At 73.1% G+C, this 26177-nt stretch carries 25 protein-coding genes; 13 read left to right on the top strand and 12 right to left on the bottom strand.

The window, feature by feature from the left end; translation table 11 throughout:
• Positions 1–18 precede the first annotated feature (18 nt).
• A complete protein-coding gene (locus ACFW01_RS04985; RefSeq protein WP_234957138.1) occupies positions 19–774 on the bottom strand; it encodes an SIS domain-containing protein in 756 nt (251 codons plus the stop codon).
• A gap of 200 nt (positions 775–974) precedes the next feature.
• On the opposite strand from ACFW01_RS04985, the gene ACFW01_RS04980 reads away from it, so the two are divergent.
• Together ACFW01_RS04980 and ACFW01_RS04975 are read left to right on the top strand one after the other, a co-directional pair.
• On the top strand, positions 975–1667 hold the full coding sequence (locus tag ACFW01_RS04980; protein ID WP_234957139.1) for a metal-dependent transcriptional regulator: 693 nt from the start codon (positions 975–977) through the stop codon (positions 1665–1667).
• A gap of 479 nt (positions 1668–2146) precedes the next feature.
• On the top strand, positions 2147–3016 hold the full coding sequence (locus ACFW01_RS04975) for an alpha/beta fold hydrolase (RefSeq protein WP_384502457.1): 870 nt from the start codon (positions 2147–2149) through the stop codon (positions 3014–3016).
• A 30-nt stretch (positions 3017–3046) separates the two neighbouring features.
• Here the strand turns inward: ACFW01_RS04975 and ACFW01_RS04970 are convergent, their stop codons facing one another.
• The 3 genes from ACFW01_RS04970 to ACFW01_RS04960 all read right to left on the bottom strand — a co-directional run bounded on the left by ACFW01_RS04970 (position 3047) and on the right by ACFW01_RS04960 (position 6243).
• Positions 3047–4687, bottom strand: a complete 1641-nt coding sequence (locus ACFW01_RS04970) for a transporter (protein WP_384502396.1) — start codon at positions 4685–4687, stop codon at positions 3047–3049.
• Positions 4684–5460, bottom strand: coding sequence for an ABC transporter ATP-binding protein (locus ACFW01_RS04965; RefSeq protein ID WP_384502395.1), 777 nt, complete (start codon positions 5458–5460; stop codon positions 4684–4686). Before ACFW01_RS04965 ends, ACFW01_RS04970 begins: the two co-directional genes overlap by 4 nt.
• 129 nt (positions 5461–5589) lie before the next feature.
• Entirely contained in the window at positions 5590–6243 is a 654-nt protein-coding gene (locus ACFW01_RS04960) for a bifunctional DNA primase/polymerase (RefSeq protein WP_234957306.1), read from the bottom strand.
• A gap of 312 nt (positions 6244–6555) precedes the next feature.
• Between ACFW01_RS04960 and ACFW01_RS04955 the strand changes: the two genes are divergently transcribed.
• Both ACFW01_RS04955 and ACFW01_RS04950 read left to right on the top strand, forming a co-directional pair.
• On the top strand, positions 6556–7941 hold the full coding sequence (locus ACFW01_RS04955) for a transcriptional regulator (protein ID WP_234957142.1): 1386 nt from the start codon (positions 6556–6558) through the stop codon (positions 7939–7941).
• Between the two features lie 201 nt (positions 7942–8142).
• Complete coding sequence (locus ACFW01_RS04950) at positions 8143–9912, top strand: hypothetical protein (protein WP_384502394.1); 1770 nt, start codon at positions 8143–8145, stop codon at positions 9910–9912.
• Between the two features lie 30 nt (positions 9913–9942).
• On the opposite strand, the gene ACFW01_RS04945 is transcribed toward ACFW01_RS04950, so the two are convergent.
• Complete coding sequence (locus ACFW01_RS04945; protein ID WP_234957144.1) at positions 9943–11259, bottom strand: ABC transporter substrate-binding protein; 1317 nt, start codon at positions 11257–11259, stop codon at positions 9943–9945.
• A gap of 117 nt (positions 11260–11376) precedes the next feature.
• Here ACFW01_RS04945 and ACFW01_RS04940 point away from each other — a divergent pair, with 117 nt between their 5' ends.
• Entirely contained in the window at positions 11377–11877 is a 501-nt protein-coding gene (locus ACFW01_RS04940; protein WP_234957145.1) for a hypothetical protein, read from the top strand.
• 104 nt (positions 11878–11981) lie between these two features.
• The gene (gene purU, locus ACFW01_RS04935; RefSeq protein ID WP_234957146.1) at positions 11982–12875 is read left to right on the top strand and encodes a formyltetrahydrofolate deformylase; all 894 of its coding nucleotides are present in this window, start codon (positions 11982–11984) and stop codon (positions 12873–12875) included.
• 174 nt (positions 12876–13049) lie between these two features.
• Here the strand turns inward: purU and ACFW01_RS04930 are convergent, their stop codons facing one another.
• Entirely contained in the window at positions 13050–14465 is a 1416-nt protein-coding gene (locus ACFW01_RS04930) for a maleylpyruvate isomerase N-terminal domain-containing protein (RefSeq protein WP_384502393.1), read from the bottom strand.
• Positions 14462–15055 (bottom strand): sigma-70 family RNA polymerase sigma factor, encoded by a 594-nt coding sequence (locus ACFW01_RS04925; RefSeq protein ID WP_122619773.1) that lies wholly within the window; start codon positions 15053–15055, stop codon positions 14462–14464. Before ACFW01_RS04925 ends, ACFW01_RS04930 begins: the two co-directional genes overlap by 4 nt.
• 352 nt (positions 15056–15407) lie before the next feature.
• On the opposite strand from ACFW01_RS04925, the gene ACFW01_RS04920 reads away from it, so the two are divergent.
• From ACFW01_RS04920 to ACFW01_RS04910, 3 genes are all read left to right on the top strand, one after another.
• On the top strand, positions 15408–15788 hold the full coding sequence (locus tag ACFW01_RS04920) for an STAS domain-containing protein (RefSeq protein WP_122619774.1): 381 nt from the start codon (positions 15408–15410) through the stop codon (positions 15786–15788).
• 111 nt (positions 15789–15899) lie between these two features.
• Positions 15900–16412, top strand: coding sequence for an EF-hand domain-containing protein (locus tag ACFW01_RS04915; protein WP_234957148.1), 513 nt, complete (start codon positions 15900–15902; stop codon positions 16410–16412).
• Between the two features lie 475 nt (positions 16413–16887).
• Entirely contained in the window at positions 16888–17409 is a 522-nt protein-coding gene (locus ACFW01_RS04910; protein WP_384502456.1) for an ATP-binding protein, read from the top strand.
• A gap of 327 nt (positions 17410–17736) precedes the next feature.
• Here ACFW01_RS04910 and ACFW01_RS04905 read toward each other — a convergent pair whose 3' ends face one another.
• Complete coding sequence (locus ACFW01_RS04905; protein WP_234957149.1) at positions 17737–18744, bottom strand: helix-turn-helix domain-containing protein; 1008 nt, start codon at positions 18742–18744, stop codon at positions 17737–17739.
• Between the two features lie 71 nt (positions 18745–18815).
• On the opposite strand from ACFW01_RS04905, the gene ACFW01_RS04900 reads away from it, so the two are divergent.
• Together ACFW01_RS04900 and ACFW01_RS04895 are read left to right on the top strand one after the other, a co-directional pair.
• Entirely contained in the window at positions 18816–20132 is a 1317-nt protein-coding gene (locus ACFW01_RS04900; RefSeq protein ID WP_234957150.1) for an MFS transporter, read from the top strand.
• Positions 20133–20152: 20 nt separating this feature from the next.
• A complete protein-coding gene (locus ACFW01_RS04895; RefSeq protein ID WP_234957151.1) occupies positions 20153–21022 on the top strand; it encodes a hypothetical protein in 870 nt (289 codons plus the stop codon).
• Here the strand turns inward: ACFW01_RS04895 and ACFW01_RS04890 are convergent.
• Positions 21019–22218, bottom strand: coding sequence for an NAD(P)/FAD-dependent oxidoreductase (locus ACFW01_RS04890; RefSeq protein ID WP_234957152.1), 1200 nt, complete (start codon positions 22216–22218; stop codon positions 21019–21021). The two genes, ACFW01_RS04895 and ACFW01_RS04890, sit on opposite strands and share 4 nt — an antisense overlap.
• Positions 22219–22317: 99 nt before the next feature.
• Between ACFW01_RS04890 and ACFW01_RS04885 the strand changes: the two genes are divergently transcribed.
• On the top strand, positions 22318–22929 hold the full coding sequence (locus ACFW01_RS04885; RefSeq protein WP_384502392.1) for a GNAT family N-acetyltransferase: 612 nt from the start codon (positions 22318–22320) through the stop codon (positions 22927–22929).
• 62 nt (positions 22930–22991) lie between these two features.
• Here the strand turns inward: ACFW01_RS04885 and ACFW01_RS04880 are convergent, their stop codons facing one another.
• The 3 genes from ACFW01_RS04880 to ACFW01_RS04870 all read right to left on the bottom strand — a co-directional run bounded on the left by ACFW01_RS04880 (position 22992) and on the right by ACFW01_RS04870 (position 25016).
• Positions 22992–23660 carry a pyridoxal 5'-phosphate synthase gene (locus ACFW01_RS04880; RefSeq protein WP_234957154.1) on the bottom strand — a complete coding sequence of 223 codons (669 nt, stop codon included), beginning with the start codon at positions 23658–23660 and terminating at the stop codon, positions 22992–22994.
• Positions 23657–24082: a pyridoxamine 5'-phosphate oxidase family protein gene (locus ACFW01_RS04875; RefSeq protein ID WP_234957155.1), complete on the bottom strand. Its 426-nt coding sequence runs from the start codon at positions 24080–24082 to the stop codon at positions 23657–23659. Before ACFW01_RS04875 ends, ACFW01_RS04880 begins: the two co-directional genes overlap by 4 nt.
• Before the next feature lie 298 nt (positions 24083–24380).
• Positions 24381–25016 (bottom strand): TetR family transcriptional regulator, encoded by a 636-nt coding sequence (locus tag ACFW01_RS04870; protein WP_234957308.1) that lies wholly within the window; start codon positions 25014–25016, stop codon positions 24381–24383.
• Between the two features lie 175 nt (positions 25017–25191).
• Between ACFW01_RS04870 and ACFW01_RS04865 the strand changes: the two genes are divergently transcribed.
• Positions 25192–25992 carry a VOC family protein gene (locus ACFW01_RS04865; protein ID WP_384502391.1) on the top strand — a complete coding sequence of 267 codons (801 nt, stop codon included), beginning with the start codon at positions 25192–25194 and terminating at the stop codon, positions 25990–25992.
• Positions 25993–26177: the final 185 nt, after the last annotated feature.

The raw sequence follows: 26177 nt of genomic DNA, 5'->3' as shown, positions 1-26177 counted from the left end.
GTGCCCCCGCGGGCCGGCTCAGCGCTGGTAGAAGATCCGGTCCCGGTACTGGTCGAGGACGCGCCCGTTCCAGTCGTGGCCGCCGTCCACGTTCCCCGAGCGCAGCAGCGGCGGCTCGATGCCGCGGTCGGCGAGGGCGCCGGCGGTCGCGGCCATCATGGCCTGCATGAGGGCGCTGGTGACGATCGTGGAGGCGGGTGCGAAGGGGACCGGGACGGTGTCGAGGGTGAGTTCAGCGTCCCCCACGGCGATCTTGGAGTCGAGCACGATGTCGCAGTGGTCCTTGAGGAAGGTGCCGGAGCTGTGCCGGGAGGTCGTCTCGGACGCGTAGGCCACCGAGGTCACGCCGATGGTGCGGACGCCGAGGGCGCGGGCTTTCATGGCCATCTCGACGGGCATGGCGTTGCGCCCGGACAGGGAGACGATCACCAGGGCGTCGCCCTCGCGCAGCGGGGAGGAGTCCAGGACGACGCTCGCGAGGCCGTCGACGCGTTCCAGGGCGGAGCCGAGCGTGGCGGGCATCACGTCGACGCCGACGACGCCGGGCACGGTGAGCAGGTTCATCAGGGCGAGCCCGCCGGCGCGGTAGACGACGTCCTGGGCGGCGAGGGAGGAGTGGCCGGCGCCGAAGGCGAAGAGCCGTCCGCCCTGCCGCACGGTGTCGGCGAGCAGCGCGCCGGCCGCCTCGACGCCGTCCGCCTCCTCGTCGCGGACGCGCCGCAGGAGGTCGATCGCCGCGTCGAGGAACTGCCCGGACGGCTTGCTGTCGCTCATGCGGGACCCCTTCGGTGTGCCTGTGTCGCGGATCACGGTGCGGTCTGGACCAGTGCGGTGTCAATACGGCATGGCGGGGCCGCGCGGGTCCGGCTTCGCACCGCGAGACACGGTTGTCAGTGGTATGCGTCAGAATTGAATCCAGGGCCAGCGCACGCGCCGGTGGCCGCGGCCTCCGGCAATCTCATCAAGGGGCACGTATGTCCGGACTGATCGACACCACGGAGATGTACCTCCGCACCATCCTGGAGCTGGAGGAGGAAGGTGTGGTCCCGATGCGCGCCCGGATCGCCGAGCGGCTCGACCAGAGCGGCCCGACGGTCAGTCAGACGGTGGCGCGGATGGAGCGCGACGGCCTGGTGTCCGTGGCGGCCGACCGGCATCTGGAGCTGACCGACGAGGGCCGGCGGCTGGCGACGCGCGTGATGCGCAAGCACCGGCTCGCCGAGTGCCTGCTCGTCGACGTGATCGGCCTGGAGTGGGAGCAGGTGCACGCCGAGGCGTGTCGCTGGGAGCACGTGATGAGCGAGGCCGTCGAGCGGCGCGTGCTGGAGTTGCTGCGCCACCCGACGGAGTCGCCGTACGGGAACCCGATCCCGGGTCTGGAGGAGCTGGGCGAGGCGGACGGCGCCGACCCGTTCCTGGACGAGGGCATGGTCTCGCTGGCCGACCTCGACCCGGGGACGGAGGGCAAGACGGTCGTCGTGCGCCGTATCGGCGAGCCGATCCAGACGGACGCCCAGCTGATGTACACGCTGCGCCGGGCCGGTGTGCAGCCCGGTTCGGTGGTGAGCGTGACCGAGTCGGCGGGTGGTGTGCTGGTGGGCAGCGGTGGCGAGGCCGCCGAGCTGGAGGCGGACACCGCCTCCCACGTGTTCGTCGCCAAGCGCTGAGTCCCCCGGGGGCGGGGAGGTGCGCCGGCGCACGGATCCCGTCGTTTCGGGTTCCAGTGCGCCGAATCGCAGCGCCCGGACGCTTCGCGTGCAAGGCTGTGCCGTGAGGCATATGACGTAGGGGGCTCTTGGCCGCGCGTGACAGCGATGTCGCCCGGTCGGGGAGGGGGCGGGACGTGCCGGAGAGACGGAGAGGGCCCCGGCGCCGTGCGGCGCCGGGGCCTGTCCTCCCCTGTGCTGACCCGGAGCCCCGAGCTCTCAGGGTCAATCCCCACGGACCGTTTTCCCCGAGCGGCCCGCCTCCCGTTGAAGATCTCCCCTGAGCAGCGGCGATCAATCCCCGAGGGGTGTCACTCGAATGAGGGGTGTTGCTGGGCAAGACGCCTCTTTCGAATAGGTATTCGATACTCTGCGACAGGTACGGCAAGGCACGGCAGGCAGGACAAGGTTCCGAGCGGAGCTTGGGGGTGCCAGGACCAATGGCGCGGCGCATCGACGTGACCGGCGCGGGCGGCGTACGCCTCGCGGCCTGGGAGTTCGGCGACCCTCCCAAGACCGACCGGACGCAGGGCGCGGGTGACCAGCCCGGCGTGCTCTTACTGCACGGCCTGATGGGCCGCGCCTCGCACTGGGCCCCCACGGCCCGCTGGCTCTCCGCCCGCCACCGGGCCGTCGCCCTCGACCAGCGCGGTCACGGCCGCAGCGACAAGCCCCCGCACGGCTCCTACACCCGGGAGGCATACGTCGACGACGTCGAGGCCGCCCTGGAACAGCTCGGCCTCGGCCCGGCCGTCCTGATCGGCCACGCCATGGGCGCGCTGACCGCCTGGCAGCTCGCCGCCAAACGCCCCGACCTGGTCCGCGGCCTGATCATCTGCGACATGCGGGCCTCCGCCCTCGGCGCGGCCTCGCAGCACACCTGGACCGAGTGGTTCCGCGCCTGGCCGGTCCCCTTCGCCACCCTCGCCGACGTCCGCAAGTGGTTCGGCGAGGACGACCCGTGGGTGGAGCGGCCCAACCCGGCCCGCGGCGAGTTCTACGCCGAGGTGATGGCCGAGTCCCCGGACGGCTGGCGCCCCGTCTTCGAACCGCAGCAGATGCTCAGGACCCGCGAGACCTGGGTCTACGACGCCCACTGGGAAGAGCTGGCGCAGGTGCGCTGCCCGGCCCTGGTGGTGCGCGGCCTCGACGGCGAGCTGGGCCGCGCCGAGGCCCAGGAGATGGTCCGCGTGCTGCCCGGCGGCCAGTACGCGGAGGTCGCCGACGCCGGCCACCTCGTCCACTACGACCAGCCGGAGGCGTGGCGGGCGGCGATCGAGCCGTTCCTGGACACGCTCAGGGTGAGCTGACCTCCGCCGGCCTCCGCCCCGCGCGAACCGTCACCCCTTGCTGACCGCCGTGAGGATCTCCGGCAGCCGCTCCGCCGTGCGCGGTGCCGCAAGCCGCAGCCCGAGCAGCGTCAGCGCGGCGCCGTACACCGTCCCCGCCGGCAGCAGCAGCCAGCCCAGGTCCGCGGCGCCCTCGCTCACGTTCAGCCAGATGGTCAGCGCGATCACGGGCGCGCACAGCAGGGCCGCGCCCACCATGCCGCCGAAGATCGAGATCCAGGCCAGCCCGACCTGACCGGGGGCGACGTTCTTGTACCCCTCCTGCGGGATGGAGTACGGGAAGCGCGCCGAGGTCCACGCGCCGGTCGCCAGCATCGCGCCGAGCAGCGCGAAGGACAGCCCCAGCGTCTCGGGCAGGGCCGGCCAGTCGTCGAGCATCGCCGTGGTCAGGACGGTCACGAGGGTGGCGTACGGCAGGGTGATCAGCAGCAGCGCCAGCGCGCGGGCCCGCAGCTCGACGTAGGCGTCCCGCGTCGAGGAGATCGTCATCGCGACCATCCAGAACGCGGACGTGTCCTGTCCGAACTGGTTGTACATCTGGATGCCGAGCATCCCCGCGGCGAAGCAGGCGAAGTAGACCGAGCCGGTGCCCTGCCAGGCGTTGAACACCGGCACGATCAGGCCGATGGCCAGCGAGGTCACCCAGGCCGCCTTGGTCTTGGGGTCGCGCCACACGTAGCGCAGGGTGCGCTCCATCGTCGTACCGGTGCGGCCCGCGGGCAGCAGCCGGGCGAGCCCCGAGGAGCCGCGCTCGCGCACCGGCCGGGTGTCGCTCTGGAGCGTGGAGCCGTCCGGCGTGGTCATCAGCCGCGTCAGATGGCGCGCCCACACCCACAGCAGCAGCACCAGGGCCGCCGCGGTCAGCGCGAGCTGGGCGAGGGCGGTGCCGTACGCGCCGTCGCTCGCCGCGTCCATCGCGCCGACCGCCGACGCGGGCGGTACCCAGCGCAGCACGTCGGCCGCCGGGTCGAGCTGTTCGAGCCCGGAGGAACCCAGCCGCTGCGCGCCGAAGTTGACGAGCTGCGCGCCGACCGCGACGACCAGACCGCTCAGCACCGCCAGGTCGCGCCCCTTGCGGCTGGTCAGCAGCCGTACGTTGGCCGCGGCGACGGCCCGCGCCAGGGTCACGCACACCAGCAGCGCGAGCACCGCCGCCACGACGCCGACGGCGTACGCCGCCCCGCCGCGCGCGACCGCGGCCACGGACCCGGCGAACATGCACAGCGTGAACAGCGGCCCGATGCCCACCAGCGACGACGTGAGCAGCGCCCGGACCAGCGGCCGGGGCCGCAGCGGCAGCATCACCAGCCGGGTCGGGTCGAGCGTCTCGTCGCCGCCCGGGAAGAACAGCGGCATCACCGCCCAGCCGAGCCCCAGCACGGCCGCCAGCAGGACGACCAGCGACCCCACGTGCGCGTGCCCGCGCAGCGCGACCAGGCCGATCAGCTGGAGCGCGGCGAAGAGCAGGACGGCGACGGCCGACGCGATGTACGCGGCCCGCCGCCCGCCGGACTGCCGCAGTCCGTTGCGCAGCAGGGACAGTTTCAGCCGCACGAAGACGGCGGTGACGGAGGCGGGCGCGGCCGGCGCGGCGGACGTGCCGGACGTGACGAGCGGGGTCTGCGTGTTCATCGGGACCCGCCGCCCAGCCAGTCCAGGTCGGAACCGGCGTCCCGCCCTCCGGCGCCGACGAGTTCGAGGAACGCCTGCTGCAACGAGGCCGCCTCGCCGCGCACCTCGGCGAGCGTGCCGGTGGCGCGGATGCGGCCGGCGGCCATGACGGCCACCCAGTCGCAGAGCGACTCCACCAGCTCCATCACGTGGGAGGAGAAGACGACGGTGGCGCCGGAGGCGGTGTAGCGCTCCAGGACGCCCCGGATGGTCTGTGCGGAGACCGGGTCGACGCCCTCGAACGGCTCGTCCAGGAAGAGCACTTCCGGGTTGTGCAGCAGGGCGGCCGCGAGCCCGATCTTCTTCCGCATGCCGGTCGAGTAGTCGACGACCAGCTTGTGCTGGGCGCCGGTCAGGTCGAGCACGTCCAGCAGCTGCGTGGCCCGCTTGTCGACCTCGTCACCGGGGAGCCCGCGCAACCGGCCGGTGTAGCCGAGCAGTTCCCGCCCCGACAGCCGTTCGAACAGCCGCAGCCCCTCGGGCAGCACCCCGATCCTGGCCTTGACCTCGACCGGATCGCGCCACACGTCGTGCCCGACCACCTCGACCGACCCCTGATCGGGACGCAGCAGCCCGGTCACCATCGAGAGAGTGGTGGTCTTCCCGGCCCCGTTCGGCCCGACCAGACCGATGAACTTGCCCGCCGGCAACTCCAGATCGATCCCACCCACGGCAATCTGCTGCCCGAACCGCTTCCAGAGCCCCCGCACCCGCACGGCACTGTCACTCACCACGTCTCCCTCCGTCGGTCTCGCACCCTACGGGGGAACAGCGCCCCGAAGGGGCGCGGGGAACTGCGCGATCAACCAGCTACTGCCCGCAGCCGCCGAAAGACGAGCAACCCGGCAGACGAGAAGGCGCCCCTAACGATCCCGCCCGCACGCATACGCCAACGGCGACACCAACTCCTCCACATCCGGCAACCACCGGTTCGCGGGCGTCGGCCGACAGGCCCACTGCACCGCCCCCGACGTCCCGACCCGCGTCGGCGGCGCCGCCACGTACGCCCCCTCCCCGAGCACCCCCAGATCAAGGGCCCGGGGCGCCCACCCCAGCCGCCGCACGAGATCCGGCACCTTCACCCCCGCACCCGGCAGAACGAAGAACCGCATCCGCCGGTCCGGCGTCAGCGTCACCGGCCCCAGCGTCAGCTCCATCCGCTCCATCCGGGCCAGCGCCAGGAACCCCGCGGTCTCGGGCACGTCGACCGCGTCGAACGTCCGCCCCGTGGGCAGCAGGATCGACGCCGTCGGCTGCTTCTGCCACATCCGGCGGGCCACGGTCGCGCTGCCCGTCGCCTGCGCCGCCCAGTCCTCGCGCGCCGGGTGCGCGCCCGGGGCGGCGCACGCCGGGTCCGCGCAGGAGCAGTGCTGCACCCCGTCGGCGGCTACCAGCCAGGTACCGGGAAACACGTCCCAGTGGCGCTCCTCGGCGTAGCGAACGGCGGTCTCCAGCAGCGATGTGCCGCGCTGCTGCGGGATCTGGGCGGCTTCGGTGGCCTGGATGGTCTCTTCCACGTGGAACACAACTCCCGTGCTCACCCCGGGTTACGGGGGTCGAGTGCGCGGGGGAGGGGCATCGATTCCGCATCCGGGGCGCACGGGCGCATACGTGGGGGCGCGCAGGAGGATTCGCCGCGGGAGCTGGGTAGCCACGTCTGGGGCCGGCTCCGTCCGTTACCCCGGCAATCCTCGTAAGCAGTGCAAGCTTCGCAAGTCTCGCATTGTCGGCACATCGACTGGGCATTGATCTTCACGGCCGGATCCGTTCCGTCCCACGATCCGCCGGGACAGCATCGAGACCGCAAGAGACCGCATGGGGGTTACGCCATGGCCGCAAGGCCTCTCGTCGCGCGGCAGCCGAACGAACGACTGCAGGCGCTCATTCAGGAAGCGGGCTGCTCGAACGCGGGCCTCGCCCGCCGGGTCAACGTGTGCGGGGTCGAGCACGGTCTCGACCTGCGGTACGACAAGACCTCGGTGGCCCGCTGGCTGCGCGGACAGCAACCGCGGGGCCGGGCACCGGCGATCATCGCCGAGGCGCTCGGCCGCAAGCTCGGCCGCACGGTCACCATCGACGAGATCGGCATGGCCAACGGCAAGAACCTCGCGTCCGGCGTCGGCCTCCAGTTCTCGCCGACGGTACTGGGAGCCATCGAGCAGGTCTGCGAGCTGTGGCGCAGCGACGTGGGGCGCCGGGACTTCCTGTCCGGTTCGTCCGTCGCCGCCTCCGCGCTCGTCGAACCCAGCCGGGACTGGCTGATTTCCGCCCCCGACTCGCAGGTGTCGCGCTCGGCCGGGCCGCGGGTGGGGCCGTCCGACGTGGCGGCCGTGCGGGCGATGACCCAGGCGCTGACGGACCTGGACCACCAGTACGGCAGCGGACACGTCCGGCCGGTGCTCGTGCACTACCTGAACAGCGTGGTCTCCGGGCTGCTGGCGGGTTCCTACCGGGAGGCGGTCGGGCGCGAACTGTTCGCCACGGTCGCCCGGTTGACCGAGCTGGCCGGATACATGGCCGTCGACACCGGCCAGCCGGGCCTCGCCCAGCGGTACTACATCCAGTCGCTGCGGCTCGCGCAGGCGGCCGGTGACCGCGGCTACGGCGGTTACGTGCTGGCCGCGTCCATGAGCCACCTGGCCGCGCAGCTCGGAAACCCGCGCGAGATCGCGCAGTTGGCGCGGGCGGCGCAGGAGGGCGCGCGCGGCCGGGTGACGCCCCGCGCGGAGTCGATGTTCCACGCCGCCGAGGCCCGCGGGCACGCGCTCCTGGGCGACGTGCGGTCGGCCCACGAGGCGGCCGGGCGGGCGGTCGGCGCGATGGAGGCGGCCGATCCGGCCTCCGGCGACGACCCGGTGTGGATCAGGCACTTCGACGAGGCGTACCTCGCCGACGAGTTGGCGCACTGTCACCGGGACCTCGGCCAGGCCGACGCGGCGGCGCGCTACGCGCGGCAGTCCCTGGACGGCCACCCCGAGTCGCGGGCGCGCAGGCGGGCCATCGGGCATGTGCTCTTGGCCACGGCGCAGGTGCAGCAGCGGGAGATCGAACAGGCCTGCAACACCGCGACGAAGGCCGTGGAGATCCTGGGGACGCTGCGCTCCAACCGGGGCGCCGAGTACCTGGAGGACTTCCAGGCCCGGTTGGAGCCCTACCGGGAGGAAGCCGTGGTCAGGGAGTTCGGGGCCCGGCTGGATCTGCAGGCCGCCGCGTGAACGGACGGGCCGCGGACGCGTGAACACGTGTGAAACCACGGTGTGGTGACCGCGAAGGAACATGAACAGCGTGCCGCGGCCCGGTTTTGTTACTGCCGTCACAGGGAAAGAGTGGACGCCCCATGCGGCGTGGCAGTGGGCTCGGGGGACCCGGTAGCGTGAGCCGACGATTCCGAAGGTCCCCCATTCGTAGGAGTCCCGGTGACGCAGAGTGGACAGGGCGAGGAGCCCTCGGCGCGGCAAGCGCACGAAGGCATCGTGCTGCCCTCGGACGGTGGCGAGCCCTTGCTGCCCGGCATGACCGGCGGCTCCGCCGGCCCGTCGGCCGGCGGACCCGTGCCCGCCTCGGCGCCACCCGGCGGCCAGGCGTGGGACCGGCCCTGGGGCCCCGAGCAGCAGAGCCCGCACTCCGGCCAGGGCTGGTCCACCCCGGCCGACGCCCAGCCCTGGGGCACCCCGGAGCAGCAGGCCCCCCAGCCGCCCGCGCAGCCCTCGGAGCCGCACGCCTGGCCGCCCGCACAGACCGGACCGGAGCAGCCGCGGGCGCAGACGCACGGAGCCCTGCCGCCCCCGGCCGGCGCGGGCCCCGGCCCGCTCCCCCCGGAGGGCGCGCAGCCCCCGGCATACGGCACCCCGGCCGACGGCGGGTCCTACGGCGACCAGGCCTACGGGAACCAGTCCTACGGTGAGCAGCCCTACGGCGAGCAGTCCTACGGCGCGCAGCCGCCCTACGCGCAGCCGCAGCCCCACCAGCAGCCCGAACCGCAGCCGCAGCCCCACCAGGGCCAGGCGTTCCCGCCGCTGCCGCCCGCCGACGAGGGCGCGACCCAGTTCATACCGCCGGTCGCCGCATCCGCCGACGAGGGCGCCACGCAGTACATACCGCACATACCGCCCGCGGGTCCGGGGGCGCTGCCGCCGGAGAGACCCGCGCAGTCGCAGGCCGAGTCGACGCAGTTCCTCGGCCGCGCACCGCAGTACCCCGAGCAGCCCGCGGCCGGACACCAGCCCGCTCCCGCCGCCCACCCTGAGGCCCATCCCGACGCCCAGGCCACGCAGTACATCGCGCCCGTGCCCGGCGGCCCCGCCGGTGCCCCCTACGGCGCCGCGCCCGGCGGTGACGAGGGCCGGCAGCCGCCCGCCGAGTTCGACAACCTCTTCCGCAGCGCCCCCGGCGCCGACGGCCCGGCCTCCGCCACGCAGCAGATGCCCCGCTTCGACGAGCCGCAGCCGCACCACGGGGCCGGTCAGTCGATGTACGCCCCGCAGGGCCCGGGCGGCGGCGCCGGCGGTGGCAGGCGGCGCGGGAACGGCGACGGCGGCCGGGGCGGCGCCGGCCGCTCACGGCTGCCGCTCATCGCGGCCGTCGGCGTGGCCATCGCCGTCGTCGGCGTCGGCGCCGGCGCGATGATGGCCGGCGGAGGCGGCGACGACGAGAAGAGCGAGAACCAGCCGGTCTCCGCCACGGCCCCGGCCTCCGAGTCCGCGTCGGCCTCCGCCCCGGCCTCCGCCGACCCGGTCCGGCAGCAGGCCGTGGAGCTGGACAAGCTGCTCGCCGAGAGCGGCACCGGCCGGACCACCGTGATCAACGCCGTCGGCGACGTGAAGTCCTGCGACAACCTGCCCCAGGCGGCCAAGGACCTGCGCGAGGCCGCCAAGCAGCGCACCGGGCTGGTCGAGAGCCTCGCCAAGCTGCCCGTGGACAAGCTGCCCCAGCACGCCGAGCTGACCACCGCCCTCAACAAGGCCTGGCAGGCCTCGGCGTCGGCCGACAACCACTACGCGGCCTGGGCCGACCAGACGGCCGGCAAGAAGGGCTGCAAGAAGGGCGCGGCCCGCACCACCAGCCACACGCAGGCCGGAAACCGGGCCAGCGGCACGGCGAGCAAGGAGAAGGCCACGGCCGCGGGGCTGTGGAACAAGATCGCCAAGCAGTACGGCCTGACGGAGCGCGGGCCCACCCAGCTGTGACCCGGCGGGCGGGCCGGACCCCCGGCCCGCTCAGGTCACGTCGGCGTTCTGCAGGACGCGGGTGGTGTCCACGGCGCCCTCGCGGGCCGAGACCAGGCGGCCCTCCCGCACCACCTGGAGGGTGACCTCGGCGTTGACCAGGCGCGGGAAGCCGACGGAGGCCAGTTTGTCGGCGAAGGTCCACTGGAGGGACGGCGTGAGCCCGCCCGTGCCGACCTTCAGCCCGCCGTCGAGGGCGCGCCGGACGGAGCCGGCGCTCACCTCGCCGTCGCCGAGCGAGGCGACGATCTCGCTGAGCACGGTGTACGCGATCCAGGTGGTCTGCACCCCGGCGTCCGCCGCGTCGACGTCGTTGTCGCCGAACGCCTCCTCCTTGATCACCTTCTTCATCCCGCTCCAGGCGGGGTCGCTCACCGACGGGTACCAGCCGGTGACGTACGCCCCCTCGTAGGGCCCGGACGGCCCCCCGCTCGCGTTGATCGTGCTCTGGTCGACGCTGCCGAGCACGGTCGCGGTGCGTACCTCGGGGTGGTCCTCGCGGGCCCGGCGGAAGGAGTCCATGAAGGTTCCGGTGCGGTCCCCGAGGACGGGCACCACGCATCCCGGGTCCGCGGAGCCGGTGGCCGTCCGCTCCAGCGCCAGCTGGGACTGGCCGCCGTACTCCGTGGCGTCCTCCGCCGCCCGCTGGTCCTGGGCCCGCTCGTGCCCGCCCGAGGTCAGGCCCGAGTCGAGCAGCACCGGCAGCTGGTCGCCGGCGATCGTGTCGGGGCGCACCAGCGTGACCGGCCCGCAGGGACCGGCCAGCGCGCTGCCGAGGCCGGCCAGCAGTGCGGGCTGTCCTCCGTTGACCGGGTACGACAGCGGGCTGGTGAACTCCGTGTTGGTGATGCCGTAGCCGCCGATGTACGGGATGCCGGCGCCCTCGAGGACGGGGAAGAACGAGTCGGCGTGCTGGCTGTAGGAGCCGACGACGGCGACCGCGTTCTCCTTGACGGCGCGGCGCGCGCACTTGGCGGCGGTCACGCTGTCGTTGTGGTCGTTGCAGGTGAGGACGTTGAGCTTGCGGCCGTCGAGGCCGCCCCGGTCGTTGATCCAGCGGGCGTAGGCCTGGGCGAGGGCGGGCATGCCGGGTTTGTTGGTCGCGCCGGTGTCCTGCGGCGCCCAGGTCATCACGGTGATCGGGTCGTCCCCGGAGCCCCCCGTCACCCCGGGGACGACCCCGCAGCCGACGGCGAACGACACGCATGCCGCCAGCGCGCCCGCGGACAGGACGCCGGTGCGGGTGGCCCGGAAGCGGCGGCGGAGGCCGCCGGGGTGTGCGCTGCGGATGGGTCGCCTGCCGGTCATGTACCCGCACGATTCCCTCACGCGGCCAACCTGGAAGTGACCTGCGGTCAACACGTGGTGACGCGGAGGTGAATTGCGGGGGCCGGTGGGGCGCCCGTGAAGAGGAACGTACGATCGATGACCGTGCAAGGTTCGGAGAAGTCTTCCCGTCGCGGCCGTCGCTCCTCCACCATGGGCGGCATGCCACTCAACGACATGCCGTGGTGGCGCTGGCGCAGTCAGGTGCGCTCCGCGCTGCACATGCTCTCCGCGCCCGCCTTCCAGCGCGATGTCTGGCTGGCCGGGATCGACGGCTACGGCGACGTCACCGACGCGGTGTACCGGCTGGTGGAGGACACCTGGCTGGACCACTGGTCCGCCGAGAAGTACGTCGGCACGGTCTTCCGCGACTCGCAGGAGGCGGCGCTGGTGGACACCGCCGTGCTGCGGGTCCTGCGGATCATGCACCAGGTGGGGCCCGACGCGGCGGTGAACGCCTACCTCGACCACCCGGACTGGCCGGAGGCGGTACGGGCCGCTCGCGACGCGCACGTGCGGCTGGCCGCCAGCGACGGCGAGGACCCGGAGACCGAGCCGCGCTCGCTGGAGCTGCTGCAGATCATGACGCGGGCGGTCTGAGGGCGGTCTGAGGGCGGTCCGAGCTCGTTCCGAGTCGGTCCGGGGCGGTCCGCCTGGCGGGACGGCGCTCGGGCCGGCGGGCCGTATATGGGACCCTGTCCTGCATGAACGAGCAGTCCTCCGCCGCCGTGCCCTCGGCCGCCGTCCCGGCCGACCAGTACGTCCTCACCCTGTCCTGCCCCGACAAGCAGGGCATCGTGCACGCCGTGTCGAGCTACCTCTTCATGACCGGCTGCAACATCGAGGACAGCCAGCAGTTCGGCGACCACGACACGGGTCTGTTCTTCATGCGGGTCCACTTCTCGGCCGACGCCCCGGTGACCGTGGACAAGCTGCGCGCCAGCTTCACGGCGATCGGCGACGCCTTCCACATGGACTGGCAGATCAACCGGGCCGACGAGAAGATGCGCATCGTGCTCATGGTCAGCAGGTTCGGCCACTGCCTGAACGACCTGCTGTTCCGGGCCCGGATCGGGGCGCTGCCGGTGGAGATCGCGGCGGTGGTGTCCAATCACACCGATTTCGCGGAGCTGGTGGGGTCCTATGACATCCCCTTCCACCACATTCCCGTGACGAAGGACACCAAGGCGGAGGCCGAGGCACGGGTTCTGGAGATCGTGCGCGAGGAGAACGTCGAACTCGTCGTGCTGGCCCGCTACATGCAGGTCCTCTCCGACGACCTGTGCAAGCAGCTCAGCGGCCGGATCATCAACATCCACCACTCCTTCCTGCCGAGCTTCAAGGGCGCGAAGCCGTACCACCAGGCGCACGCGCGGGGCGTGAAGCTGATCGGCGCGACCGCGCACTACGTGACGGCCGACCTCGACGAGGGGCCGATCATCGAGCAGGAGGTCGAGCGGGTCGGCCACGATGTCACGCCGGACCAGTTGGTCGCGGTGGGCCGGGACGTGGAGTGCCAGGCGCTGGCGCGGGCCGTGAAGTGGCACGCGGAGCGGAGGATTCTGCTGAACGGGCGCCGGACGGTCGTTTTCGCCTAGCGGGGCGGGGGGTTCCGTCGCGTCGGCGGGTGCGGGTGCGGGTGTGTGGGTGGTTGCTCGCGCAGTTCCCCGCGCCCCTTGAAGTACGTGCGGTGTGCGCCCCTTCAGGGGCGCGGGGAACTGCGCGACCGGCCACCGATCACCCGCACCCGCCGACGAACCCGCGACCCGCCCCTACATCCTGCTCAGGCTCGCCGCGGCGAACAGCACGTCCCTGATCGCCTCCCGGTCCCCCAACTGCCCCGCCGCCGCATCCGCCGGCGGCACATGGCCCGCCGCCAGCCGGCAGAACTCCACACCGTCCAGGGCCACATGAGCCACCTCGTGATCGGCGGAGCCCACCGCGCCGGGGGAGTCGAGCGGGATCAGCCACTCACCGCCGCCCGAACCCTCGATCTCCAGCCGCAGGCTGCGCCCGGGCTCCCCCGCGGGGACCAGGTGCGGGCGGACGCCGGGCGTGGCCAGACCGGCCCGGCGCCGGGCGGCCAGCGCACCCGGAAGCATCCGGGCCGCGAGGTCGATCATGCGGTTGAGATGGCGCGCGGAGGGCGGCCCGTACGGATAGTCCACCGCCTCGGCGATGTCCTCCGCGTGGACCCAGCACTCGAAAGCCCGGTCCAGCATCGCGTCCCGCAGGGGCAGCTCGAAGTCGCCGTACGAGACCGGCATCCCGCCCGCGTCCCCGGTGAACGACGCGGTCCGCACGATGTCGTGGCTCTGCTCCCGCCAGGGTGCCCGTACCAGGCGGGTGGGAGGGTAGTGCGAGGCCCGCCAGTACGCCTCGGTGCGGGCGGCCGGTACGCGGCTGGGCGCGGTGACGTCGCCCATCGGGTCGGCGAGGCCCAGGGCGACGGCTACCGTGCCGTCCACCGTCAGCAGGTGGGCGAGGACCCCGGCGACCGTGGTGCGGCGGCTCGCGGGGCCGTCGGCCTCGAACCAGCGCAGCCGGACCGGCGTGTGCCAGTCGGCGTCCCCGATGTCCTGGAGCAGCGCGTCCAGCCGTGCGGTCTCGGCGTCGTACGGGGTGGCCCACTCGGGCACCGGGATGCGGGGCGGGCGCCGCTCCAGGCAGCCGTCCAGGACGCGGGTGCGCAGGGCGGGGTCCAGGTCGAGACTCTCGGGGCGCTGGAGCAGCGTGACGGCCTCCCGCAGCCGCAGCGCCTCGTCGGCGCAGGCGGCGCAGTCCCCGATGTGCTCCTCGACGGCCGCCGCCTCCTCGGGCGAGCAGGCGGCCAGGGCCCACGCACCGAGCAGCGACGTCAGCACGTGATGCTCCAGCACGGCCGGCACCACATCGGGCAGCGCCCGGTCACCGTCCTCGACGGAGACCCGGGGCGACGGTATCCGCGGCCCACCGCCGTGCCCTTCACCGGAACCACCGGAACCACCGGAACCGCCGGAATCACTTGAACCACCGGATCCGCCTGAACCACCGGATTCACCGGAACCACCGGGCACTCCGGCACCGCCGATTCCGGCAGCACCACCGGGGACGCCGAGGTCGCCGGGGAGGCCGAGGTCGCCGAGGTCGCCGGGGCCGCCGGACATGCCCGCGGCGGCGTCCTCGTCGTTCTCGTCGTGGGCCGTCATGCCGCACCCCCGTATCCCGGCGGAGCCCCGGGCGGCTGTGGGGCGGTGGCCGCGTCGCGCGCGGTGGACAGGAGCTGGAGGCCCAGGCGCAGGCGGCGGCGGGCCTCGTCCTCCGTGACGCCGAGGTCGGCGGCGGTCTGGCGGTAGTCGCGGCGCTGGAAGTAGGCCAGCTCCAGGGCGGCGCGCAGCGGGGCCGGCATGGACTGGACGATGTAGTCGGCGCGGGCGGCGACCGAGGCGTGGCGCACCTTCAGCTCCAGCTCCTCGGCGGTGCCCGGGCCCCCGCGGGCCAGGGCGGCCGTCTCGGTGGCCCGCAGCCGCTGGACGGCGAAACGGTGGGTCAGCGTGGCGACCCAGGTGCGCAGCGGCCCCTGCCGGGGGTCGTAGGCGTCGGGGTGCTCCCAGACGTGGGCGAAGACGTCGCGTGTGATGCGGTCGGCGGCACGCTCGTCGTCGAGCACGCGGTGTGCCAGACCGTGCACGAGCGAGGCGAACCGGTCGTACAGCTCGCCCAGGGCGGCGGCCTCGCCGCGGGCGAGTCGCTGCTGCATCTTGCGGTCCCAGCGCATCGGCACGTCCCTCTTCGCCATGCGGCCCTCCACCCCCTGTTCCCTCCGCCGTCCAGCCTGCGGCCGTTCTCTCCCCGAATGTAGTCGGCACGTCCGACAGCGCACGCCCCTTTGTGGCAATGTGCGCCCCCGGCCCGCCACGGGTGATAAGGGGTTCTACTACCCTCGACTGTGGACCGAATCCGATCGAGAAAGATCGGAAGAGACCGAACAGGATCGAAACAGTCGGAAACAAGCCTCTTCTGATCGGGCCCCGTTTCCGGGCAGGTGTTTGCGGGAACGGCCGCTGGGCAGGCGCGCGGCCAAGAAGCGAAGGCATGGCTTCCGTTTCGGGTGAACCTGTTGATTCCAGACGTTCCGGCGAATGAAGGGCATGGTGGTGACGTTCAATGTGACCGGCGGCGAGCAGGGTCAGTGGGCCGTGCTCCAGGTGTCGGGCGAACTGGATCTGGTGACGTCACCGGTGCTGCGGCAGCGCGTGCACGACGAGGTCGCCGAGGGGCGGCACAGCCTTGTCCTGGACCTTTCCGAGGTCCTGTTCTGCGATTCCAGCGGCGTCGGGGTGCTCATCGCCTCCCGGCGGCTCATCCGCTCCTGCCAGGGCCGGCTGCGCCTGATACTGCCGGCCCAGGGAGCCGCCGACGGCTCCCACGTCAACCGCGTCCTCGGCGCGCTGGGAGTGCGCCGCCTCTTCGACTGCCACCCCGACCTCGCCTCGGCGACCGGGGACGAGCCGCGGCCCCTGTCCGCGTAATCCCTGTTCGCGCAACCCCCTGTCCGCGTAAGTCGTGCCCGCGGCGGCGCCCGGCGTCGTACGCTCCGGGCGACACGCACCCGACACCGACGTGAGGCGGCCGGAAGAACCATGGTCAACAGCGAGTACGAGCGCAGGATCGCCGCGCGGTTCAGCATCTTCGACCAGGACGGCAACGGCTACATCGACCGTTCGGACTTCAGTGGGGCGGCCAAGGCGCTGCTCGCCGAGTTCGGCGTCGCGGCCCGGTCCGACAAGGGGCAGGCCCTCTACGGCGGCGCGGAGGCCCTCTGGCAGGGGCTCGCGGGCATCGCCGACCGGGACGGCGACCAGCGCATCACCCGTGCGGAATTCGTCACCGGGGCGGTCAAGCGCCTGCGGGACAAGCCGGAGCGGTTCGCCGAGATCGCCCGCCCCTTCCTGCACGCCGCGCTGTACGTCGCCGACGCGGACGGCGACGGATCCGCCACCGTCGCGGAGACCGCGCGCCTGCTCACCGCGCTCGGCGTGCCCGAGGACACCGCGCGTGAGGTCGCCGGCGGTCTCGACGCGGACGGCGACGACAAGGTGGGCGAGGCGGAGATCGTCCCGGCCTTCGCGCAGTACTTCACCGTGCCCGAGTAGGCAACGGATGTCGCGGATCGTGGCAGAGCGGTGTCACTGAGCGTTGATACCGGGTTGTGTCCACCGTGTCACCCGTAACGGACCGGAGTCGGTGCCACGCTCCGGTACCTTGTGTGGGATGCGAGTGGTCGCGAGCGCCAGCCGTGCCGGAGCAGCCCCGGGGGCGGCTCCGGAACCGGCGGTGCGCGCCTTGCCCCGCAGGGCGGAAAGGCCGTCGGCCGCCGCCTGTTCGACTCCCCGGAATGCGCGTCGCACAGTATGCCGCACGGGTACTCCTTCGCGCTGGAATATGCCCGAAGCGCTTGTTGGGGTGACTGTACGTCAACCATGCTGTCCCACAACGGAATCACGGTCCGTGATCCCGTCCCCGGCCGTTGATCTGGCCATGCTGAGAATGGCTACGATCGTGGCCCACGTGAGGCGCGAGCCTTTGTGTCCGCCGGTTCGGATGGTGTGAGCGGTGCAGATGCTTCAAGTGCAGCTGGAGGTCAGGCCCGACCCCTCGGAAGTGGGACGTGCCCGGCGGTGGGCGCGCTCACGGCTCGCCGGGTCGGCGATACGGGCCGACGAGTCACTCGCCGAGACGCTGGTCCTGCTCGTCTCCGAGCTGGTCACCAACGCCGTGGTGCACACGGGCCGTTCGGCCGTGCTCCGGCTGGTACTGCCGGAGGCCGCGCCTGGAGAGCCCGAAGGGCCGGGGGAGCCGGGGGAGCCGGGGGAGCCGGGGAAACCCGAGGAGATCACCGTCCGTCTTGAGGTGGACGACGCCAGCGACCTGGCCCCGGTGCCCCGTTGTGTGGGCGACGAGGCGACGGGCGGCCGGGGCCTCGCCCTCGTCGACGGGCTCGCCGACCGCTGGGGCTGGAGCCGGGAGGGCACCGGCAAGCGCATCTGGTGCGAACTGGACCGCTGCGCCGAACGCGCGGAGACCACCCCCGTGTGCGGGAGCGGCGGGGGCGCGGTGGCGTACGAGGGGTACGCGTACGAAGTCGTGTAGCGGCCGGCGGTGACGCGGCAGTGCGCCGGGCGTGCTTCCGTGCGCGTCCCCGACGAACGTGGACGCAAGGGATGAAACACCCCTGGCTGGTTGACGGATCGTGACCGTTTCCTCACGCTTGACGACAACGATTCGCCGCGAGGGGACGACGAGGGCCCGGTGACGGGGCCCTCGACGAGTGTGGGTCGTGATTCGGCGGCGGTTCCCCCGGGGGCGACGGGAGCCGGACGGGAGCGCCGGAGTCGGGTGGTGGCGCGCGATGCCGCGCTCGGGGCGACAGCGCCGCGCCGCCGGCCGACACATCTCCGTACGCCCTCGCCCGGACGCTCATTCTCCACAGGCTGTGGACAACTCCGCCCGGAAGGTCCTCCGGTACACGGTCGGCGTGACCCCCAGCGCCGCCTGGAGGTGCTGCCGCATCGACTGGGCCGTGCCGAACCCCGAGTCCCGGGCCACCTGGTCGACGGAGAGAACGGTGGACTCCAGCAGGTGCCGGGCCCGTTCCACCCGCTGCCGGGTCAGCCACTGGCCCGGACTGACGCCGACCTCCTCGCGGAAGCGGCGCGTGAAGGTGCGTACCGACATCGACTCCTGGGCCGCCATGTCCCGCAGCTGGATCGGCTCGCCCAGGCGGCCGAGCGCCCAGGCGCGGGCACCGGTCGTGGAGGACTGCTGCGGATCGGGCACCGGCCGCTCGATGTACTGCGCCTGCCCGCCGTCCCGGTGCGGCGGTACGACGGTGCGGCGGGCCACCTCGTTGGCGACCGCCGTGCCGTGGTCGCGGCGCACGATGTGCACGCACAGGTCGATGCCGGCCGCGACCCCGGCCGAGGTGAGCACGTCGCCGTCGTCGACGAACAGCACGTCGGCGTCCACCCTGATCTGCGGGAACAGCCGCTGGAAGTGCTCGGCGGAGGACCAGTGCGTGGTCGCCGGACGGCCGTCCAGATACCCGGCGGCGGCCAGTACGAACCCGCCCGTGCAGATCGCGACGAGCCGGGTGCCGGGCCGGATCAGACCCAGCGCGGCGGCCAGCTCCCCGGTCAGCACCCCGTCGTCGTAGACCGGGCCCAGCTCGTAGGAGGCGGGGACGACGACGGTGTCGGCGGTGGCCAGCGCCTCGGGGCCGTTCCCGACCAGGATCGCGAAGTCGGCGTCCGTCTCGACCGGGCCCGGCGGCCGGACCGAGCAGGTCACCACCTCGTACAGCGGGCGCTTCCGCTCGTCGCGGGCGAGGCCGAAGATGCGCTGCGCGATGCCCAGTTCGAAGGGGAGCAGGCCGTCCAGGGCCAGGACGACGACACGGTGCGGGCGGGGCGGGCTGTCGGGCGTCATGGCCCGATCCTAGCGAACACTGACCTTCGGGCCACTCGTTCGGACGGGTCCGCTGCCCGAAGCTCAATGACGTGACCCAGACAACCGACGCCGCCGCAGCATCCGTACACCGGCCTGAGCCCGCCGGGCCGCGCCGCCGCCCGCGCATCCACCGCGCCTGGTGGGTCGCCGCCGTCACCTTCGTGACGATCATCGGTGCGGCCGCCTTCCGCTCCCTCCCCGGCATCCTCATCGACCCGCTGCACGAGGACTTCGGCTGGTCGCGCGGCACGATCGGCGCCGCCGTCTCCGTCAACCTCGCGCTCTACGGGCTGACCGCGCCCTTCGCCGCCGCGCTCATGGACCGCTTCGGCATCCGGCGGGTGGTCGCCGTCGCCCTCGCCGTGATCGCGCTCGGCTCCGGACTGACGGTGTGGATGGACTCCGCGTGGCAGCTCATCCTCTGTTGGGGCCTGCTGGTCGGTCTCGGTTCCGGCTCCATGGCCCTGGCCTTCGCCGCCACCGTCACCAACCGCTGGTTCACCGAGCGGCGCGGGCTGGTCACCGGCGTCCTCACCGCCGCCTCCGCCTCCGGACAGCTGATCTTCCTGCCGCTGCTGTCCTGGATCGTCGAGACGTACGACTGGCGCCCGGCGGCCGTCACCGTCGCCCTCGCCGCGCTCGCCGTCATCCCCTTCGTCTGGCTCCTCCTGCACGACCACCCGGCCGACGTCGGGCAGAAGCCGTACGGATCCGAGGAGTTCGTCGAGAAGCCCGCGCCCGTCCCCGGCGCCGCCCGCCGTGCGCTCACGGTGCTGTTCTCCGCCGTCCGCACCGGGCCCTTCTGGCTGCTCGCCGGGACCTTCGCGATCTGCGGCGCCTCCACCAACGGCCTGATCCAGACCCACTTCGTGCCCGCCGCGCACGACCACGGCATGCCGCTGACGGCCGCCGCCTCGCTGCTCGCGGTCATCGGGGTGTTCGACGTGGCCGGCACGATCGCCTCCGGCTGGTTCACCGACCGCTTCGAGCCGCGCCGTCTGCTGGCCGTGTACTACGCCCTGCGCGGCGTCTCCCTCCTCTTCCTCCCGATCCTGCTGGCGCCCACCGTGCACCCCCCGATGATCTTCTTCATCGTCTTCTACGGCCTCGACTGGGTCGCCACCGTCCCGCCCACCCTCGCCCTGTGCCGCGAGCACTACGGCGAGGACAGCGCGATCGTCTTCGGCTGGGTGCTCGCCTCCCACCAGGTGGGCGCCGCCCTCGTCGCCTTCCTCGGCGGCGTGGCCCGCGACACCTTCGGCTCCTACGACGTGGTCTGGTACGCCTCGGGCGCGCTGTGCGCGGCGGCGGCCCTGATGGCCCTGGTGATCCGCCGCCGGCCGACCGCGGTGGCCGCGGGGGTCTGAGCGGGTCTTAGGGTGCGGGCATGGGGTGGGGGCAGGGGATGGCCGGGCGCGGGCGCCTGACGTGGTCGAACGACGAGTGGAACGTGGCGGCGGCGCTGTGTGCGACGCAGCTGCCGCTCGTCTGGCTGGCGTGGTGGTTCCTCGTGAGCGCCGGGCACGACGACTACGGGCGTGGCGAGGGCCTTTTCGGCATCCTCTGCGTGCCGCTGATCCTGCCGCTCCTCGGAGTCCTGCACTCCAGCGCGCAGATCATGCCCGCCGCGACCGCGGCCCGTCTCCTCCGACGCCGCCTGCGCGGTCCCGAGTGGGCCTGGCACATGGTGACGTCCGCGCTGGTCGGAGCCGGTTGGGCCGGGCTGGGACACATGGTGTGGGACTGGCCGCTGCGGGACACGCTCCCGTGGTTCGCCGGCGCCGGGATTCTGCCCGTCCTGTTCCTCGCCCCACTGCGCGAGCGGGCGTGGGGCGGATGGAGCGTCTGGTTCCGTGCGGCCGGTGTCTGCTTCGTTCTCTTCGTTGTCGGCGGGCTGAGCGTGGCGGCCCTGGCCGACGAGTACGAGCCCCCCGCCCTCTCCGACAGGCAGCTCGTCGGAGACTGGCGCGGAGACCACGGGGCGGTACTGAGACTGGCCCCGGGCGGTCGGGCCGAGCTGACCCGGGTCCCGGCCCGGCCCGACTTCGACACGTACCGGGGCCACACCAGGTGCAGCGGTACGGGCACCTGGGTCCGCGGCCCGTACGGCGAGCGCGAGGGCGTCGTGGTCCGGCTCGACGGGGGGTGCGGGGAGGAGACCCACTGGACGATCAGTGGGAGCGAGCAGGCTCCCGAACTGTTCGTGCTGTTCGGCGACCCGGACGCCGGTGAGCTGCGCATTCTCACCAGGGACTAGCCGGGCAGGCGGGACACCCGGCCTGCCTCCCGCTTCGTCACCGCCTTGGCGATCCGCTCCGCGTCGAGCGCCAGTTCGCGGAGCATGCCGCTGATGGGGTTGGTGAAGCCGGTGAAGTACAGGCCGGGGGCGTCGGGCGGGGTGGCGGCGCCGCGTGCGAGCGGTCTGCCGCGGTCGTCGAGGACGTCGAGGTGGCCGACCAGGCCCTCCAGGCCCCGCCGGTACCCCGTGGCCGCGATCACCGCGTCGGGGGCGAGACGGGTGCCGTCGGCCAGGAGGATCTTGCCGTCCTCGAAGCCGTCCACCGCGGCGACGACCTCCACCCGGCCGCCGCGCACCGCGTCGATCAGACCCACGTCCTGCACCGGGATGGCACCCTCGGCCACCCGGCTGTAGAGCCCGGTGCCGGGCCGCGGCAGCCCCCGCGCCGACAGGTCGGGCACGCTGATCCGGGCCAGCGGCCGGGCCAGCCGGTCCACCAGCGCGACCGGCAGCCGCCGGCACAGGATGCCGGTGTACTGGGCCGCCCACCCGGCGGTCGAGCGGCGGACGATGTGCGGCGCCGTGCGCACGGCGAGCCGGACCCGGGAGGCGCCGCCCTCCACCAGGTCCACGGCGATCTCGGCACCGGTGTTGCCGACCCCGACGACCAGGACGTCCCGGCCCGCGTACGGGGCCGCGTCGCGGTACTCGGCGGCGTGCCGGAACTCGCCGGTGTACGTGTCCCGGCCGGGCCAGTCCGGCACGCGCGGGGTGTGGTTGAAGCCGGTGGCGACCACGACCGCGGCCCCGGTCAGCTCGCGCCCCCCGGAGGCGTGCAGCAGCCAGCCGCCGCCGGACGCCCGCTCGACGCGGAAGACCTCCACGCCGGTGACGATCTCCAGCTGGTGGTACTCGACGTACTTCTCCAGGTAGCGCACGACGTCGTCGCGGGACACCCACCGCCCGAACCTGCGCGGCATCGCGAGGCCGGGCAGCGCGGACAGCCGCCGGGTGGTGTGCAGCCGCAGCCGGTCGTAGTGGCGCCGCCACGAGTCGCCGACGTGTTCGGCGCGCTCCAGGACCACCGCCCGCAGGCCGCGGGCGCGCAGCGCCTGGGCGACGGCGAGACCGCCGGGACCCGCGCCTATGACGTACACGGGGCGGTCCGCGGGGTGTGCGGGCTGCGGTTCAGCGGACGCTGTGGAGTCGGCCATGCGGCGAGCGTAATCGCGCTCCGGGTTGATGGGTCTCGGTCAAGACCGGAATCGGTTGCGGATCGGTCACGACCGGCGCGGGTCCGCTTCAATGGCCGGATGGCCCACACACGTACGCACGCCCTCGACCCCTCCCCGACCGAACCCCGCGGACACGGTCTGCGCCTGCGCTCCTGGGACCCGGACTCCGACGCCGACGTGGAGGCGTGGCTCCGCGGCTGCCTGGACCCCGAGTTCCAGCGCTGGAACACCCCGCTCAAGCTGTGGACCGACCTCGCGGGGGCCCGCGAGGCGCTGCGCGCCCGGGCCCGGGACGAGGCCGGCGGCAGATCCGTGTCCTTCCGCGTCACGGACGCGGAGAGCGGGGCGACGCTGGGGCACATGGGCGTCAACGAGATCAGCCGCCCGATGAAGGTGGCCCGGGTCGGCTACTGGGTGCTCCCCGAGGCCCGCGGCCGGGGCGTCGCCGTCCGCTCCCTGCTGCTCGCCTCGCGCTGGGCCTTCGCCGAACTCGGCCTGCACCGCCTGGAACTGGGCCACGCGGTGGGCCACGACGCCTCCTGCCGCATCGCGGAGAAGTGCGGCTACCCCGGCGAGGGCACGCTGCGCGAGGCCATGTTCCAGACCGGCCGCCACGACCGCTTCCGCGACGTACACCTCCACGCCCGCATCGCCACGGACGCGGAACCGCCGACACCGGCGGCACGCTGACGGACGCCGGACGCGCCGACCCGGCGTCCCGGAGTCTCGTGCCCGACCCGACGCCCCGCCGCTCACGGCCACAGCAGCCGCTGATGCCAGCCCGTCTCGTGCTCCGTCCGCCGGTAGGCGAGGCGTACGTGGCGTCTGTGGGGCTCGCCCTGGAAGAACTCCACCTCGTGCGGGCGGAGGCGGTACAGGGTCCAGGTCGGGGCGGGTGCCGTCGGTTCGCGGGCGGCGCGCTGCCAGGCCGCCTCCGAGGCGCGGGTCAGCTCGTCCGGCGAGTCCAGCTCCGCGCTCTGCCTGCCGGTGAGGGCCGCGGCCAGCGCGCCCGTCGACCGCGCGTGCAGGTCGGCCATCGCCTCCTCGGCCGGCGCCGCGGTGACCGGGCCGCGCACCCGCACCTGGCGGCCCAGCACCGGCCAGTAGAAGGCGAGCGCGGCATACGGGCGCCCGGCCAGCTGGCGGCCCTTGCGGCTGTCGGCGTGCGTGGCGAAGGACCAGCCGCCCGCGTCCGCGCCGTGCAGCATCACGATGCGTACGTCGGGCAGCCCGTCGGCGTCGGACGTCGCCAGCGACACGGTGTGCGGCTCGGTCTGGCCGGCGGCCACCGCCTCCGCGAACCAGCGCGTGAACAGGTCCACCGGGTCGCCCGGGGCGCCGGACGGGTCGAAGGGCGGCAGCTCGGTGACCGCGGGGTCCCACACCCGCAGCGACCGCAGCAGCTCGTGGACGCTCTTCACACCGTGCCGAGGTCGGAGGAGACCCAGCGCTCGGGCCGCATCCGCACGATGACCTGCTCGCCGTGGTTCGCCAGGGCGAAGGCGACGTACCCGTCGACCTTCTCGGCGGGGAGGTAGCGGGCGGAGAGCTCCCGCAGCTTCTCCTCGGTGGCGGGGACCGTGTCCACGACCGGCCCCTCCACGGACACGTACCGGATGGTGGGCTCCAGCCGGTCGACCATCAGCGAGAACCGGCCCGCGGCGCGGATCCGCTGGTTCTTGCGGCTGTCGAGGCCGGTCATGATCCACACGTCGCCGCCGGGTTCGTACTGGTACCAGATCGGCACGGTCAGCGGAGCGCGGCCGGCTTCCGCGTCGACCGCGAACGCGGCGACGTGCGGTTCGGCCAGGAACTTCTCACGCTCTTCGCGGGTCAGGGCCATCGTGGTCTCCTCCAGCGGTTACGGGCGTCGGCGTTGAGCACAACACCGGCCGGGTGCGGGGCTGTTCCCCGATCCTGGCCGTCGCGGGGCCGAACTTCGAGGCGTCGTTCGTCGTGTCGGTGCGGCCTGGTGCGGAGAACGCCTGGCGCGGGACACGGTCGCCGAGTTCGGGCGGGCGGTCGGCGGGCGGGGCAGGTGAGGTGGTGCCGGAGGCGCGGCGAAGTGGTGGAGCGGGGAAGCGGGGGAGCTGACGGGCTTGGTGCCTGGCGTACTGCCCGGGTACCGCTTCGTGCTGCTTCTACTTCGTGGGCTTCTTGCCGGTGACGCCCAGGTACATCAACAGGGCCAGATTTGGCTTGAGTTCGGTCTGCTTGACGCCCCAGGAGGAGAAACCCTTCTGGTGGGAGGCGACGGCCGCGAGCATCACGACCAGGGAACCCGCGATCGCCGCGGGGTTCACGTCCTTGTCGACCTTGCCCTTGGCCTGGAGGTCGGCGACGGAGTCCGCGAGGGAGGAGTTCACCGAGTTGAGGATCTTCATGCGGATCTTGGAGAAACGTTTATCCCCTTCGGCCGCACCGAGGTCGATCACGCGGAGAATCGCGTCGTTCTTCCGCCAGAACTCCATGAATCCGTCGACGAGTTCCTGTGCCGTCTGCCAGCCGGCCTTGCCGACCCATGAACGGCCCGCCGTCAGTCCGGCCAGCGACGCGCTCTCGGCGGCCATGGTCTCGGCGATCTCCAGCACGGCGCCCTCGACGTCCGGGAAGTACTGGTAGAAGGTCGCGGGCGAGGTGCCGGCCTTGCGGGCGACATCGATGACTTTGACATCGCGATAGGGGGAGGAGCTGAGCATTTCGCTGAGGCAGTCGAGCAGTTTCTGCCGGGTCGCCTGCCCACGTCGACCGGCCACGCGGCCGTCGACGGTACGCACTTGTCCTGTCATGCCGTCAGCTTACCGACGGGCGTTCCGAGCGCGATTCGGCCGACTGCAAATGGGGTGCGAGGGCCCGAGAGGCCCTTTGCGCGGAGACCTGAGAGGCCCTTCGCGCGGAGAGACGCTGGTGCGCCGGTCTGCGCGGTGCGGGCGACGCGGCTACGTTGACGGCATGGCTGAAAACGGGGCATCCGAGAAGAGGGCGACAGCCCGTCCGTCCGACCGCCCGGAGGGCACCGACCGCCCGGAGGGCACCGACCGCCCGGAGGGCACAGGCCGCCCGGAGGGCACCCCCTGCTGGGTGGAGGCCCAGCTCTCCGACGTCGAGGCGGGCAGACGCTTCTACGGCGAGCTGTTCGGCTGGACCTTCGAGGAGACGACGGAGTCACTGCGGGCCTCCCTGGACGGTGAGCCGGTCGCCGGTCTCGTCCGCAAGACGGACGGCCGGATGCCCACCGTGTGGACCGTGTACTTCCACACCCCGGACGCCCGCGCGCTCGCCGGGCGGATCCGGGAGGCCGGCGGTCAGGTCGTCACCCCGCCCCACGAGGTCGGCGACCTCGGCACCAGCGCCCTCGCCGCCGACCCCGAGGGCGCCGTCTTCGCGCTCTGGGAGCCGGACGGCCACCCCGGCTTCGGGCGCCGGCACGAGCCCGGCACCTTCGCCTGGGCCGAGCTGTACGCCCGCGACACCGACGCCGCGAACGCCTTCTACGGCGACCTGTTCCGCGACGCCCTCTTCGGCCCGGACGCCGACCCCGACTTCGGCCGCGCCCCGGTCTCGGGCGTCTTCCCCGCCGAGATGCCGCCGCACTTCCTCGTCCACTTCCTGGTCCGGGATGTCGAGGCCGCCCTCGGGACGGTGGCCCGGCTCGGCGGCCGGGTGCGGGTCCCGCCCTTCGAGACGTCGTACGGGAGGGCGGCGGTGGTCTCGGACGGCCAGGGGGCGTCGTTCGCGCTGCTCCAGCGCTGAACCGGGACCGGGCGGCGGAGCCCCGGCGCCCGGGATGTGATGAGACACCCCGATTGTCCCCAGGTTCGCCACCAGCGCCTCGGACAGGAAGAATCAGGGTGCGTGGCGCCACGCAGGTGCGGTGGTGAGACGCTGCACTTCGGTCGCGTACATAAGTGGGTGGCGCGGCCCGTACGGGGAGGTGG

The organism is Streptomyces sp. NPDC058985 (assembly GCF_042740985.1).
Lineage (GTDB): Bacteria > Actinomycetota > Actinomycetes > Streptomycetales > Streptomycetaceae > Streptomyces.
The sequence above is the reverse complement of the archived record's forward strand: the minus strand, read 5'-3'. Positions and strand labels throughout refer to the sequence as shown.